This is a genomic window from Thermogemmatispora tikiterensis, from assembly GCF_003268475.1.
In the GTDB taxonomy this organism is placed as follows: Bacteria; Chloroflexota; Ktedonobacteria; order Ktedonobacterales; family Ktedonobacteraceae; genus Thermogemmatispora; species Thermogemmatispora tikiterensis.
In genome coordinates this window covers 195,494-208,012 of the sequence record NZ_MCIF01000002.1, presented here as the reverse complement: position 1 = coordinate 208,012, position 12,519 = coordinate 195,494, and the positions used below count along the sequence as shown (strand labels likewise).

The following is a 12,519-nucleotide window of genomic DNA, read 5'->3' as shown; positions in this document are numbered from 1 at the left end:
CCACATCAGGGCAGGCAAGGAAGCTCTGCCAGCGCCGGACCTGCGCCTCCGGAGGAGCGCCGTTCCGGTTCTCCTGTCGTTCTGCGACGGGGATGGCACCAGGCAAGGTCGTCCTGCCACTGAGCAGACCGCCGTGTAGCCAGGGGCAGGCAAGTGAGGGGGTCCCTATCCCTGTCACAGGGAGTGTTGCAGGGAACGATCCACCCAGCCGAAGGCGTCGAAGAGGACCAGCCTCAGCTCTGGATAACGCGCAGAGGCCGGTTCCCGTGTGCTGCTGCGTCAGCGCGCGCCAGCGTCTCTCCCTGAAGCGCCGAGTCCCCTGCCAGCAGCTCCTTGAGTCTCCTCACAAACGCCACCTCCTCGCAGCGCTTCCCGAGGCGCATGGCTTGCGCTGTCTCTTCAGAAGCCTGTATCCGCGCGCGTGCCGTTGCCCGCTCCGTCTGAGCCCTCGCTCGCCAGAAGCAAGCGGCAACCGCCTGCTGGCTCACTTCCTCCACGGCACGCCAGACTCGCTCCGCTTCCTCAGTGCGCTGAGTGAGCGCGAGCGCTTCTGCCAGATCGATCAGTGCTCTCGTCCGTCTGAAGCTGGTCTCACCAGCCCAGACCATTCCCTCCGCCTCCTGCCAGATCCTTTTCGCCTCTTCAGGGTAGGGCACCTGCGCAAGCGTCTCGGCTAGTCTGGTCAGCGCGCGCTCGCCGGATGCCCGAGTGGGTCGCCAGCCACTGTTGCAGCAGTCTGCTGCCAGTCCGGCCTGCTCAGTGCTGGCAGCGTATACACCTCCAACGGCTCATAGCGCTGCAGGACTGGGCCGTGCCTCCAGCATAAACACCACTCCGGGCAATGGCTCCCCCACCTCAGGCATGGGTAGAACCACCCGGCCTGCGCGGTCCTCCGGGAGCTGGTCCGGCCCAGCGAGACAACACTGCCCCGGGCCAGTTCGCTTGACCACCTGCTCTAGCAGCCACCGCAGCACCAGTTGCAGTCCCGCCAGCGGCTCGTGCTCCGCAGAGAATGGCTCCAGGCCCGACCTGAGCAGCAGCAAGGGACAAGGTGCCGCAGCAGGACTTCCTGATAGCCCGGCTGAGGGAGCATGAAATGCGCCAGCGCCGCCTGCCGTGCCGCCTGGCCTGTCTGGCAGTCACAGGCGCAGGTCATCCACCAGCTGTCCATTGGTGAGCTGCCCGTGCGCATCGAGTGGCCCAGGACGCGCTCCTCACAGCGCCGGCAGCAGGGCGTTGATCAGCAGGGTCCATCCCTGCTCCTGCGTCGCGCCCTGCTCCGAGGTAGCTGCCAGGACGATCCGCCCTCCTCGCTGGGGTCGCTCCTCTCCGCCAAGAGCTGATGCCTGGCTGGAGCAAGCGCGCATGCTAGAGAGGGATGTCTCTCCTGGCTGCAGCCTGGGGTAGCAGCCAGCTATGCCCTCAAGTGCCGGATCAGCGCGCACTGGTCACTCCTCAAACCAGTCGCCTTTGTTCAGCTCACCTGATCTACCTGCACTCGCCCTTCTATTACATCTCTGTCAGAAAATCGAGTAAGAGTGGATTGAATTTACAAATGCGATCTATTTATTTAAAATACATATTAATACTAAAGATATTTAACTGGATATTATTGATGATTGGCACCAATTTTAATCTGATTGAGGCAGAATAATGCAGTTATCACGTCCGTGCATGAGAAGAGTTGGGACCTGGCTTTCCGCCAGCCGGTCCTCATAGGCCGGCGGTGCATCGACGCGCTGCAGTGCCAGCAGATTGACATAGTCCAGGGGGCGCTTCTGGAGATGGCTGAGCAACTCGCTGCGCAGCGACCTGGGGGTCTGGTGGTAGTCGATCTTCCAAAGGGGTTCCATGCAATGGCTATCGGGGGAGAGGAAGCTGAACATGAGGGACCACCGAGGGAGAGAGGAAATTTCCCTCACGGTAGAGAGGGGGAAAGATGAGGTGCTCACCTCCCGGCAAGAGCGACTCCCCTTCAGCCAGGCCTGATCGATGGAGGCCCTCACACGCTGCACACGCTCACGAGAGATCAAGCCTCTGACTTCTCTGGCAAGCACTCTTGCTTCCCCTGCCAGCTGGTCTCAGAGCTGGCTACGAGATATATTACGAGGTCAGACCTGCAGTGCAGGGAGGAAAGGAAGAGTTCCCTAGGAAAAATCACCGACCACTTGCCTCTGGTCCAGACCTATCGCTGGGAGCGCTACGAGCGCCTGCTGCGCGAGATTCCGGGGCTGGAGCTCGTAGCGGGGCGGGCGCAGCTGCGCTCGCCGCACGAGGTGGTGGTGACCAGTCCCGTGGTGCCCGCCCTGCCGGGGTTGCAGGACGTCCCCTTTCTGACCAGCGATCTGCTCAGCAGCGCCGATGATCCCTGGCAGACCTCCCTGCGCCAGCAGCCGCGCTCGTTGCTGATTCTGGGTGGGGGGGCCATTGCCCTGGAGCTGGGCCAGCTCTTCGCCCGGCTCGGGACGCGCGTGACCGTGCTGACGCGCAGCTCGCAGTTGCTGCCCGGAGTGGAGCCGGAGCTGGCGCAGACACTGGCGGAGCTGCTGCAGGCGGAGGGGCCGCGGCTGCGGACCGGGGTCCAGGTGCAGGCGGTCGTGCCAGGCAGCAGCGGCGTTGCGGTCACCCTGCAGCGGGCAGGACGAACAGAGACGCTGGAGGCCGAGCAGCTGCTGGTAGCAACGGGACGGCGTCCCCATACCGAGGGGCTGGGGCTGGAGCGCGCTGGAGTGGCCCTGGAGGTGAATGGAGCGGTACGGGTCGACCGCACGCTGCGCACGAGCGTCCTGCACATCTGGGCGGCTGGCGATGTCATCGGCACGGCCTGGGGCAACCAGTTCGCCACGCCTGTCGGGGCCGCTGATGGCAAGCTGGCGGCCCACAATGCCCTCTCCGGGGAGCCACCGCGTGCCGTTGACCATCGGGTGATCCCGCGCTGTATCTTTACCGATCCCCCGCTGGCGATAGTGGGGCTCACCGATGCCCAGGCGCAGGCAGAGGGGCTGACCTGTGCCTGCCGCGTGCTGCCGCTGAGCCTGGTGCCACGAGCGGGGGCGATCCATCGGAGGCAGGGCCTGGTCAAGATGGTGATAGAGCCGAACTGGGAAGGGCTGGCCATTGTCTGGCCCGAGTCAACATGGTGTGGTCCACGGCAAAGCCGACACCAACGGCTGTTGTCTCTACAAAAGCATTATAAAAAATAAGAAAAGGAGTTGAAATCATGGCACAGCAAGAGCTCTGTCAGGAGGAGCTGGTAGAGCAGCTGGCCCAGCGCTGGCTGCAGCAGCGCGCCTGGCAGCGGCTGCGCGATCAGTTGCCTTTGCTCCGTCTGCTGGCCCTGGGGGAGCCGGTCTCCTGGGACCAACTGGCCGAGGAGCTTGGGGAGCCAGTCGAGCGCGTGCGTGCCCGTCTGGGCACCTGGGAGGAGCTGGTCGTTGACGAGCACGGGCACATCCTCGGGGCAGGTCTGTCGCTGGTGCCCACGCCCTACCGTTTCGTGCTCGGTGATCGGCTGCTGTTTACCTGGTGCGCTTTTGATACCTTGCTCTTTCCGTGCTGGCTGAAGCAGCCGGCCCGTGTCGAGGCAGCGTGCCCCGAGAGTGGCACCCCGATCCGGCTGGAGGTGACGCCAGCGGGGCTGGCACGTCTGGAGCCGACGGCAGCGGTGATCTCGCTCCGTCTCCCTGCCGCCGTGGAGCACTGCTCGAATGTGCGCGCTGCTTTCTGCGACTACAGTCGCTTCTTTGCTTCGCCCCAGGCCGCTGCCAGCTGGCAAGCCCGGACCCCCGAGGGGATCGTCTTGCCGCTCGCGGCAGGCTGGCACCTGGCGCGGCGGCTCGCCAGCCTGACCCTGGCGGCAGAGACTCTGGAGCCAGCGGAGGCCGAAGAAGGGAGGCCATGACATGAAGACGCCGCGACCGGTGCCGCAAGCTGCCAGACCGGGGCGGCCTAGCGGGCCACTCCGAACCAGTCAACGGCCCAGCTCAGCACGCCGCCGAGGGGGCATGCGGGCGAGACCAACCGGTGGAGGAAGGTTGCTGGCCTGGGGACTGGGAGGACTGGTCGTTGTCGCCCTGGCTGGCCTGCTCGCCCTCTGCTGTCTGGGGCTGGGGAACGGACTGGTGGGCGGGCAGGCTGACACTCCAGCCCAGGGCCAGACGGAGCATCTTGCGCCGGATTTCTCGCTCCCGCTGCTGCATGGGACGACGTTTTCGCTGGCCCAGGCGCGTGGACACCCCGTCGTGCTCTATTTTCTGGCCCCGACCTGTGCTACCTGTGTTCAGGGCAGTCAGCAGCTGGCGCACGTGATCGAAGCATCCAGGTCAACCGGGGCCATTGCTCTGGCGCTCGATGTCAATAGTGGGGACCGTCCGGAAGATCTGGAGGCGTTTGTTCGTGCGGTCGGCCAGCCAGCAGCCTCGGTACTGCAGTGGGGAATTGATCCCAGTGGAACCATTGTGAGTGCCTATGGTATCCAGACGCTGGAATCCATGGTGGTGATCAGCGCCGGGGGTAAGGTGCTCACCGTCAGTGCGACGCCCCTCTCTCCGGCCCAGCTGACAGCGCTCCTGCAGCAAGCTGCCTGAGGCTGATCAGGAGCAGTGAGCCATGAGAGCAGAGACTTCCAGACCAGACAGGAACCGCAGTGCTCTCCCAGACTCCAGCCTGGAGATGCCCTGAACAGCCCGAGCGGAGGGACCGCGAACAGAAGAATCAAGAAGCTTCCGGTTTCCACCCTGGAGGTGTCATGAACAGCCACGATCTGATGAACGGTGAACAGCAGCATCAGGGACCGCTGAGCGGTCCTTGGGGGCAGAGCCAACGTGAAAGGGAGCAGACTTTGTCAGGGCCAGACTGCTGCGCTGGCGGGGAAGGGCTGCTTCCTCTGGCATCTGCGCCTGCGTGCTCCCCGTGTGAGGGGAGCGATCAGCCAGCGCGCGTTACCACAGGAGGTCAGCTGAGGCGAGGGCGGCTGCTGCTCGGCGGGCTGGTCCTGGGCATGCTGCTGAGTCTGGTCATCGCCAGTCAGGGGCTCCTCGCCCGAACTGCCAGTCCGGCACTCTCTCCGCCCCCTGCCGCCAGCTCTGCCGCAGCCCGGGAGTCGGCGCCATCGCGCGAAAAGCCAGCCCCCAGTCAGAGGCCGAGCGCCCCGGACTTTACGATCCCCACGCTGGCAGGAACGACCTTTCACCTGGCGGCCCAGCGGGGACAGGTGGTTATGCTCTACTTCATGGCTACAGGTTGTGCTGGCTGCGGGCCGGGTAGCACCGAGCTGGGGCAGGCACTGGCTACCGCTCACCTGCGAGGGGTGACGGCGGTGGCCATCGATCTTCATGGCCTGGATCGTCCCCAGGACTTGCAGGTCTTCGTCGCCTCACTCGGCCTGCCGGCAGACGTCCCCTTACAATGGGGCATTGATGCGACTGGAGCCATTGGCCAGGCCTATGGGGTGCAGGAGCTGGAAACGACGATCGTCATCGATCGCGCCGGCCAGATCGCTTTTCGCAGCAATGGGCCAGTACCAGCGGCTCAGCTGCTGCAGGTGATGAGGCAGCTCGCATGAAGATAGTGCTGCTCTGGCATGCCTTGGGACCCCAGCCAGGGGGAGACTCGTTGGCCGTGGCACTCTCGCTGGCCTTTGGCGCCGGGCTGCTCTCCCCGCTCAATCCCTGCGGGTTTGCTCTGCTGCCCGCCCTGGTGGCTTCGCTGGTCAGTCGCCAGGCGGTGCAGTCCAGCCGCCGCGGTGCCAGCGCAATGATGCAGGCTGTGCTGCAGGGGGGCTTGCTGGGGCTGCCGCTGACAGCAGGCTACCTGGTCAGTTTTCTGCTCGCTGGAATGGGACTGGCACTGGGAGGGCGGCTGCTGCTGCGGCTCTTCCCCTGGCTGGCTCTGCTGGTGGGAGCCGTCCTGATGCTGCTGGGCAGCTGGTCGCTGCTGAGTGGGCGGGCGCTAGAGCTGCCGGGCCTGGGCCGGCTTGCCACGCATTTGACGCTGCACAGCACGAGCGACCGAAGCGGCAGGAGAGGAGTCCTGCGAGTGGCCTGGTTCTTTGGCCTGGGGTATGGCCTGGCCTCGCTGGGCTGTGCCTTTCCGATCTTCTTGCTGATGGTGGGGGCAGCTCTGACCCGCGGAAGCCTGGCAGAGGCGGCCCTGGTGCTGGCGAGCTATGCCGCTGGAATGGCCCTGCTGCTGGGAGGAGTGACCCTGACCGCGACCGTTCTGGGGGACGTAGTCCGTACGCTCCTCCGACCGCTCTCGCGCTGGCTGCCACCGATCAGCGCGCTGTTGCTGATCGGCGTCGGCCTCTGGATCATCTGGTACTGGCTGCGGGCTGGTCTTTGGTAGCCTGCTCTCTCCAGCGAGCAGCGTGACTCTCGCCTCGGGAGAGAGGATCCCCCAACGGGCAGCATCTGGGGATCACGCCAATGCTGCCCCGGCTGGTGCGGCAGGCCGGCTTCCTGGACGTGCGTCTGCGGGCCGCCGCTATCGAGTGGTCGATGGGCACCGAGCAACACTATCCGGTCTTCAAGGACTTGCTCATTGGGTTGGAGCTGATCCTGCCCTTCCTGGAACGCCAGGGGCTGGCCACGCGGGCGGCGTTGACGACCCTGTATCAGCAGGCGGTGGCCGAGATGCAAGATGCTCTCTTAGAGGGTACCGTCAGAAGCCGTGAAGCGGCCCGTCTGGGATGGGAACACGGGTAGCGACTCGAGAGCGGCTCGGCCCGTCATGAGGTCAGAGTCAGTGAAGTTGCCCGTCTGGGACTGAAACGCGGATCAATGCGGCGCTGGCGTGCAGTAGTCGGATGGCTGGCAGATTCGGCAATGCGCGTGAGGTCATGGCAGATCCTCTCCTTGTGATAGGTTCTAAGGATGAGACGCCCTGTTGGAGGGAGTCAGGCGAACTGGTATGAGAGGCGCTGCACGGAGCAAGGGCCGGAGTCATGCCTGTTGTTCTGCAGCGGAGGGAGAGGCTGTGTAGCCTCCCCCTGTGCCAGTGAACGGCTCGGCTGCCTCGTGTTACTCAATCCCTTCAAACTGGTGATCGCTCTGCCCCTGATCCTGATGACCGCCTCCCGGCAATCCCGGCTCGGCTTCCTGGTCGTGTGCCGCTTCTCCCTTTTCATCAGGGTCAGACACCTCCACGCTGGCCTGAAGCAGCGGATGCTGCAGAGTCTGCCGCTGAGGGGAGGCCACACTCGCCACTGTCTGCAGGCTGGGCGACGTAGCCTGCACAGCCGTCAGCTTCAAGCTTTCGCTGCCGAGGACCAGCCCTGTCAGCAGCAGGAGTCCGAGGACCAGCGAGCCACAGATGCGTCTGAGGACCATCAGTATCACCTCCTTTCTTGCACCTCTCCCTCAGAGTCTAGCAGACAGCCGATGAGAAGAGCGTGAGAGGCAGAGGTGCAGAGGAAAGGTCAGGAGCAAGGGAGCATCAATACGACGGTGGTGCCCACGCCCTGCCGCGAGTGGACGATGATCTGCCCGCGGTGCAACCTGACGATCTCATGGACCAGTGCCAGCCCCAGTCCATAGCCCTGGCTCAGAGAGCGAGCCGTCGCGCCCCGGTAAAATCGCTCGAACAGATGTTTCTGGTCCTCATCTGCGATGCCTGTTCCTGTATCGCTGATGATAAGGAGGCCGCTCTGATGTGACCGTCTCAGCTCCAGGCTGATGGTCCCTCCTGCGGGGGTATATTTGAGGGCATTATCCAGCAGATTGAGGATAGCCTGTCTGAGGAGCGCCTCTTGGCCGCGTACGACGATGCTCTCCTCGGCCAGATGCACGAGGATCGTCAGGTGCCGCCTGCGTCTGCGCTGCTCGCAGACACTCACGACCTGGTTGAGCAGATCTGTGAGATCCACCGTCTCTGCCACCTCCAGCGAGGGCCGCTGCTCGAGGCGCGCCAGGGAGAGCAGCTGTTCGACCAGTTCATGCAACTGCTCCACCTCCTCCTGGATGCTCTGCAGCGTCTGCCGGTAGACGTCCAGAGAGCGCTCGCTGCGTAGAGTGACCTCGATTTCTCCGCGCAGAATGGATAAAGGCGTGCGTAATTCATGGGCGACGGTTGCGGTAAATTGGGCCTGCTGGCTATGGGCCAGCTGAACCGGCTTGAGTGTGCGACCGGTGAGCATCCAGACGACAAGTGGAAACGTGAGCAGCAGTCCCCCGTTCAGACCCAGCAGACCGGTTCTCAACTGGTCCAGTGTTACCTCTCCAGCCAGCAGAACACTCTGTTCATCGATCGTCGCTTCGTGCTGGCCTTGCTGTTCCTGCTGTTTGAAATGGCTGATGAGGGCATCACCTCCGATGGTCTGGTCCATCGCCAGATAGAACAGGAGGCTTGCGAGCCAGATCAGCAGAAAGAAAAACACACAATAGATTACAGTGAGCTGGATTCGGGCTCGGCTAAACATGGCTCGCCTTCTCGCAGCACGTAACCCATTCCGCGTATCGTATGCAGTAGTTCGGGGGCGTCCGGTCTCACGCGCAGCTTCTGGCGCAGGTAACGGACATACGTCTCCACGACGTTCGAGAGACCCTCATAGTGATAGTCCCAGACATGTTCGAGCAGCTCCGTCTTCGTCAGCACCTGGTGGGGATGGCGCAGGAAGTACTCCAGCAGAGCATACTCGCGCGGGGTCAGGGAGAGCAGCTGGCCTCCCCTTCTGACGGCTCTGGTTGCGGGATCAAGGGAGAGGTCTCCCATCCTCAAGACTGGTGCGCGGGTCTGAGCTCCGCGTCTGAGCACCGCCCTGATGCGTGCGGTGAGTTCTGCGAAGGAAAACGGTTTGGTCAGGTAGTCATCGGCTCCAGCGTCCAACCCCTGCACTTTATCTGGGATGCCATCTCTGGCGGTGAGCACGATAATGGGAAGCTGTGGGTGCCTCTGGCGGATGGCCTGGCAGACACTCAAACCATCCCGTCCGGGCAGGACCAGATCCAGCAGCACCAGATCGTAGGTGTATGTCTCTATCTTGTAAAGCGCTTCCTCTCCATCAGCGGCAGTGTCGACGGTGTAGCACTCTTCGAGGAGACCGCGGCGTAGCAGCTGACGGAGCTTGGCCTCATCTTCGACAATGAGTAGCTGCATCCTTCTTCCCTCGTGGCGTGCAAAGCAAGAACCGCTCCTTCCTGGGAATTGATTATACACCCTCCTTGCTGAGAGCATCATGAGAGAGGTGATGGGCACCGGGTACTCCCCTCTGCGTTCGCTCGATCAAGTAAGAAAGGAAAACTGGTACTGTGGGAGAAGCCGGGACGCTTGCTCTCTCTGGTAGCCTGATGTGTGAGCGGCTTCCCTTTCGGTCAGCTCTGCTCAGAGCAGGGTCTGGATGCCGACACAGCGGAACATCGCTGATGTCGCGAATGCAACTCCACTGGCGCAGCGTGCAGGTCGCGCTGCAGGAATCGCATCGAGCTGCGTCGGCGTCAGCAGATGCCCCACCCTGGATGTGGGCACCGGCATCTGCGCCTTCGAGATGCAGGCCCTCTTTCCCCGATGGTCAATTCGGCTCTACCCATTAGCGCCTGCTGGTGGTTGCCATTCCCGCCCAGGCCTGGCCCGGCGTCGTCCGCGAGCTGGTGCGCGTCACCCGCCCCGGCGGCTGGATCGAACTGCTCGAACTCAGCGATGGCATCCAGCCAGCCGGGCCGGCCACCCGGCGCCTGTTCGACTGGTTCACCGGCATCAGCCGGCAGCTCGGCTTCGAGCTGGCCGTCCTGCACCAGCTCGGCGAGCTGCTCCAGCAGGCCGGCTGCGTGGAGGTCACCAGCCAGGATATCCCGGCCCCCCCGGGCCGCTGGGCCGGGGCGACGGGCCAGCTCCTGCTCACCGATGTCCTCCAAGGGATCAACGTCCTCAAGGACGCCTTGTGTCCCCGGACGGCCACGCCCCCGGAGCAGGTCGACCAGATGCTGCGCGAAGCGGCCCAGGAGTGGATGCGGCTCCAGGCCTGGTATGTCTTTCACGCCGCCTCTGGCAGGAGGCCCGGAGCATGAGCACCAGGAACCCGCACCTCGCCCTGCGATGGGGGCCAGCAAGTCGCTGATACTGACGGACGAACAGGTCGAGGCTCTGCTGCAGGCCTTGCAAGGCTATCGACAGGAGACCCTGGCGCACACGCTGCCCACCGCCGAGCGCAATGCGCGGCTGCGCCTGGTCCAGCGCCTCCTGGCGCCGGTCCGCGCGCAGCAGACGCGCCCGGCCCCCCGATCCCTGGACCCGCTGGCTCGCGGTTCTGGGCCGTGGAGCAGCGTCTGGAGGAGAGCGATCACGATCACCTTCCTGCGATCCCTGGTTCACTGGTCCATGACGCTGCCAGCGCGACGACGTCTGCCTTGTTCTTTAAACAGCGCTCGCATCATCTCGAAGCGAAAGGAGTGATTCCATGGCGACCTTCATCGAACCCGTACCCGACGGCCCGCGCTGGCCCCAGCAGGACCCGCTGGCGTCCCGCCTCAGCCCTGACGTGCGCCGCCGCCTCGATCTCGACGCTGATCTCACCCGCCCTCGGCTCGCTCGTCCCAGCTCGCTTCCCCTGGCCCCCCTGATCCTCTCGAGGACGAGACCCCTGCCCCGTCCTCGACCTGCCCGCCGCCGGCCACTGGGCCGTCCTTCTTGCCCTCTCCTCCCTCCTCGCCCCCTGCCGCGGGCAGGTCCCCACTCCCCCCCACGACGCCCCCTCGGTCGTCTGCGTCGATCCTGATCACGACCTGCTGCGCCTCGCCGCCGACTTCGCCTGGCTGGCCAGCTCTTCCTCCGTCTCCACCCGTCTCGAGGCACATCTTCATGCCTACTCGCCAGAGGTTACACATCGTTGCGCATCTCGCGGGCTGGTAGGCCCGCTTGCATGGTATGTGATCAGCGCTCTGCTTGTCCTGCTTCTCCTGTTGCGCGGGAATCTAGCTGCTGAGACACAGGCATAACTCGGTCACCCCCTTTCAGCATTGCCAGGGCGGCGGGGATGCTGCCGAGGAAGATGAGTGCGAAGCAGACCAGTTGAAGGACACCTTGATGCGTACCGTAGCCTGCCGCCTGGAAAGGAAGACCTGCAATGATGAGGATGGCGGCCCACAGAGGGATGACCCGTGATCGTATGAGTGCGATGCCCAGAAGAACATAGCCGAGCAGGTGGCCGATCACCCAACTCGTTTGGAGTAAAAAGATCGCTCCTTGAGAGTCGACAAAATGCAGGACGGCAGCCGTCGATGGGTTCACACCCACCTGCGCTGCGCGACGGCTGCCGCCAGAGCCTCTGGACCCACGAACATCCCAAATGGAAGCGATCCTGCCAAACCGAAGATCATGCCGATGGTTGCCAGCCAGGGTGCGCGCCGCATGGCGAGCAGTCCCAGGCCGATGAAACTGAGCGGAAAGAAGTAGACGGTCACGGCGTTGAAGTACAGAAATAGCTGGATTTGCAGAAGACTGGCTGCCTGGAAGTCTGCGGCAAGAACGTTGGCTGATGAGGGCACACCAACACCACCCGTCGGATCGAAAGCGAACCCCAGTAACAGGACGGCCGGAGCCAGAACGATACAGGCGGCCAGGCATGCACGCAGGAATGTGCGATAGGTGGGCTCAGCAGGGTGCTGCTGTCCGGCCTGGCGGGAGAGCAACATGTTGAGAAATCCTTTCTTCGCTTACTGCTCAATCGAGGGTCTCTTCCACACTGCCAGGGCAGCGGGAATACTGCCAATAAAGAGCACCAGCCAGGTGATAGACTGAATATAGACCGCTGGAATGAAACTTTGAACGATGAGGTAGGAGAACACAAGTAGACGACTCGCGCTAATCAGAACAGCGGCATAGATGGGAACGACCCGCGCTCGCCAAAGCGCGATCCCAATCAAGGCCGGGCCCAGAATAGTGCCGACCACAAAGGCTGCATTATAATAGCTCATTACCCCATCGTCATTGAAGCGTTGCACGATCACGTCGAACAATGGATTGTTTCCCATACGCGCAAGATCCCAATTGAGCGCACTCTGGGCCACAAAAGCTGGAAGAGGAAAGACTCCAACGAACACAACCAGCATGGCAATAGTTGCCAACCAGGGAGCGCGGCGCATCGCCAGCCACGCCATAGTCAGCAAGCTCACAGGGATCAGGTAGGCACCGATCACGCTAATAAGCGTGCTGATCTGCAACTGGGTGGCGCTGGCGGTCCTCGTCAGGGCAAGCGCCACGACCGGACCACTTTTCGTACTGGAGTATCCTGGACCGAGGGAAGCCATAGCAAGGGCAAACAGTGGTCCCAGCACAACACAGAGCGCTAAGAACAAGCGGTGGAGACGATAAATGGCGGGGACTGCCCCTTCCGGTTGTGATTGATGAGCGAGAGCATTCATGAAACAGAGAACTCCTTACCAGCATGATGCATTCATGTACGTCCGGTCGTCATCGGGTTGACGCGAATGTGAGTGAGAAGGGCCTTGTTCCTGATGGGCTAGATGTTCCACAATAGGAAGTATACACTATTCAATAGAAATAATGCTAGTTAATAATATACGAATG

The 12,519-nt window shown here is 63.1% G+C and carries 16 protein-coding genes; 9 read left to right on the top strand and 7 right to left on the bottom strand.

From position 1 onward, the window contains the following. Positions 1–233 precede the first annotated feature (233 nt). On the bottom strand, positions 234–608 hold the full coding sequence (locus A4R35_RS00950) for a hypothetical protein (protein WP_112425679.1): 375 nt from the start codon (positions 606–608) through the stop codon (positions 234–236). Between the two features lie 483 nt (positions 609–1,091). On the opposite strand from A4R35_RS00950, the gene A4R35_RS00940 reads away from it, so the two are divergent. Continuing rightward, positions 1,092–1,343 (top strand): hypothetical protein, encoded by a 252-nt coding sequence (locus A4R35_RS00940; protein ID WP_112425675.1) that lies wholly within the window; start codon positions 1,092–1,094, stop codon positions 1,341–1,343. 288 nt (positions 1,344–1,631) lie between these two features. Here the strand turns inward: A4R35_RS00940 and A4R35_RS00935 are convergent, their stop codons facing one another. Continuing rightward, positions 1,632–1,853 (bottom strand): hypothetical protein, encoded by a 222-nt coding sequence (locus A4R35_RS00935; protein ID WP_189361182.1) that lies wholly within the window; start codon positions 1,851–1,853, stop codon positions 1,632–1,634. 315 nt (positions 1,854–2,168) lie between these two features. Here A4R35_RS00935 and A4R35_RS00930 point away from each other — a divergent pair, with 315 nt between their 5' ends. The 6 genes from A4R35_RS00930 to A4R35_RS00905 all read left to right on the top strand — a co-directional run bounded on the left by A4R35_RS00930 (position 2,169) and on the right by A4R35_RS00905 (position 6,704). Next, positions 2,169–3,203, top strand: coding sequence for a dihydrolipoyl dehydrogenase family protein (locus A4R35_RS00930; protein ID WP_112425671.1), 1,035 nt, complete (start codon positions 2,169–2,171; stop codon positions 3,201–3,203). Positions 3,204–3,220: 17 nt separating this feature from the next. Beyond that, positions 3,221–3,901, top strand: coding sequence for an alkylmercury lyase MerB (gene merB / locus A4R35_RS00925; RefSeq protein WP_112425669.1), 681 nt, complete (start codon positions 3,221–3,223; stop codon positions 3,899–3,901). Positions 3,902–4,004: 103 nt separating this feature from the next. Beyond that, positions 4,005–4,586 carry a TlpA family protein disulfide reductase gene (locus A4R35_RS00920; RefSeq protein WP_189361181.1) on the top strand — a complete coding sequence of 194 codons (582 nt, stop codon included), beginning with the start codon at positions 4,005–4,007 and terminating at the stop codon, positions 4,584–4,586. Positions 4,587–4,747: 161 nt separating this feature from the next. Further along, on the top strand, positions 4,748–5,563 hold the full coding sequence (locus A4R35_RS00915; protein ID WP_112425665.1) for a peroxiredoxin family protein: 816 nt from the start codon (positions 4,748–4,750) through the stop codon (positions 5,561–5,563). After that, a complete protein-coding gene (locus A4R35_RS00910) occupies positions 5,560–6,345 on the top strand; it encodes a cytochrome c biogenesis CcdA family protein (RefSeq protein WP_112425663.1) in 786 nt (261 codons plus the stop codon). Before A4R35_RS00915 ends, A4R35_RS00910 begins: the two co-directional genes overlap by 4 nt. A gap of 80 nt (positions 6,346–6,425) precedes the next feature. After that, positions 6,426–6,704, top strand: coding sequence for a hypothetical protein (locus A4R35_RS00905; RefSeq protein ID WP_112425661.1), 279 nt, complete (start codon positions 6,426–6,428; stop codon positions 6,702–6,704). Between the two features lie 315 nt (positions 6,705–7,019). On the opposite strand, the gene A4R35_RS00900 is transcribed toward A4R35_RS00905, so the two are convergent. The 3 genes from A4R35_RS00900 to A4R35_RS00890 form a co-directional block, all read right to left on the bottom strand. Further along, complete coding sequence (locus tag A4R35_RS00900; RefSeq protein WP_112425659.1) at positions 7,020–7,328, bottom strand: hypothetical protein; 309 nt, start codon at positions 7,326–7,328, stop codon at positions 7,020–7,022. A gap of 89 nt (positions 7,329–7,417) precedes the next feature. Next, entirely contained in the window at positions 7,418–8,416 is a 999-nt protein-coding gene (locus A4R35_RS00895) for a sensor histidine kinase (RefSeq protein WP_112425657.1), read from the bottom strand. Continuing rightward, on the bottom strand, positions 8,383–9,093 hold the full coding sequence (locus A4R35_RS00890; RefSeq protein ID WP_112425655.1) for a response regulator transcription factor: 711 nt from the start codon (positions 9,091–9,093) through the stop codon (positions 8,383–8,385). The genes A4R35_RS00895 and A4R35_RS00890 overlap by 34 nt, the downstream gene beginning before the upstream one ends. Positions 9,094–9,536: 443 nt before the next feature. Here A4R35_RS00890 and A4R35_RS00885 point away from each other — a divergent pair, with 443 nt between their 5' ends. Then, a complete protein-coding gene (locus tag A4R35_RS00885) occupies positions 9,537–10,001 on the top strand; it encodes a hypothetical protein (RefSeq protein ID WP_112425653.1) in 465 nt (154 codons plus the stop codon). Further along, entirely contained in the window at positions 9,961–10,386 is a 426-nt protein-coding gene (locus A4R35_RS00880) for a hypothetical protein (RefSeq protein ID WP_146747066.1), read from the top strand. Before A4R35_RS00885 ends, A4R35_RS00880 begins: the two co-directional genes overlap by 41 nt. Positions 10,387–11,216: 830 nt before the next feature. Here A4R35_RS00880 and A4R35_RS00865 read toward each other — a convergent pair. Further along, positions 11,217–11,624, bottom strand: coding sequence for a hypothetical protein (locus tag A4R35_RS00865; RefSeq protein ID WP_112425645.1), 408 nt, complete (start codon positions 11,622–11,624; stop codon positions 11,217–11,219). 21 nt (positions 11,625–11,645) lie between these two features. Beyond that, on the bottom strand, positions 11,646–12,353 hold the full coding sequence (locus tag A4R35_RS00860) for a hypothetical protein (RefSeq protein WP_112425643.1): 708 nt from the start codon (positions 12,351–12,353) through the stop codon (positions 11,646–11,648). Positions 12,354–12,519: the final 166 nt, after the last annotated feature.

Coding starts and splice junctions, on each gene's coding strand:
- A4R35_RS00860 (WP_112425643.1), bottom strand. CDS start 12,353: ATGAATGCTCTCGCTCATCAATCACAACCGGAAGGGGCAGTCCCCGCC.
- A4R35_RS00915 (WP_112425665.1), top strand. CDS start 4,748: ATGAACAGCCACGATCTGATGAACGGTGAACAGCAGCATCAGGGACCG.
- A4R35_RS00950 (WP_112425679.1), bottom strand. CDS start 608: ATGGTCTGGGCTGGTGAGACCAGCTTCAGACGGACGAGAGCACTGATC.
- A4R35_RS00900 (WP_112425659.1), bottom strand. CDS start 7,328: ATGGTCCTCAGACGCATCTGTGGCTCGCTGGTCCTCGGACTCCTGCTG.
- A4R35_RS00895 (WP_112425657.1), bottom strand. CDS start 8,416: ATGTTTAGCCGAGCCCGAATCCAGCTCACTGTAATCTATTGTGTGTTT.
- A4R35_RS00910 (WP_112425663.1), top strand. CDS start 5,560: ATGAAGATAGTGCTGCTCTGGCATGCCTTGGGACCCCAGCCAGGGGGA.
- A4R35_RS00935 (WP_189361182.1), bottom strand. CDS start 1,853: ATGGAACCCCTTTGGAAGATCGACTACCACCAGACCCCCAGGTCGCTG.
- A4R35_RS00940 (WP_112425675.1), top strand. CDS start 1,092: ATGAAATGCGCCAGCGCCGCCTGCCGTGCCGCCTGGCCTGTCTGGCAG.
- A4R35_RS00865 (WP_112425645.1), bottom strand. CDS start 11,624: ATGTTGCTCTCCCGCCAGGCCGGACAGCAGCACCCTGCTGAGCCCACC.
- A4R35_RS00920 (WP_189361181.1), top strand. CDS start 4,005: ATGCGGGCGAGACCAACCGGTGGAGGAAGGTTGCTGGCCTGGGGACTG.
- A4R35_RS00890 (WP_112425655.1), bottom strand. CDS start 9,093: ATGCAGCTACTCATTGTCGAAGATGAGGCCAAGCTCCGTCAGCTGCTA.
- A4R35_RS00905 (WP_112425661.1), top strand. CDS start 6,426: ATGCTGCCCCGGCTGGTGCGGCAGGCCGGCTTCCTGGACGTGCGTCTG.
- merB (WP_112425669.1), top strand. CDS start 3,221: ATGGCACAGCAAGAGCTCTGTCAGGAGGAGCTGGTAGAGCAGCTGGCC.
- A4R35_RS00880 (WP_146747066.1), top strand. CDS start 9,961: ATGTCTTTCACGCCGCCTCTGGCAGGAGGCCCGGAGCATGAGCACCAG.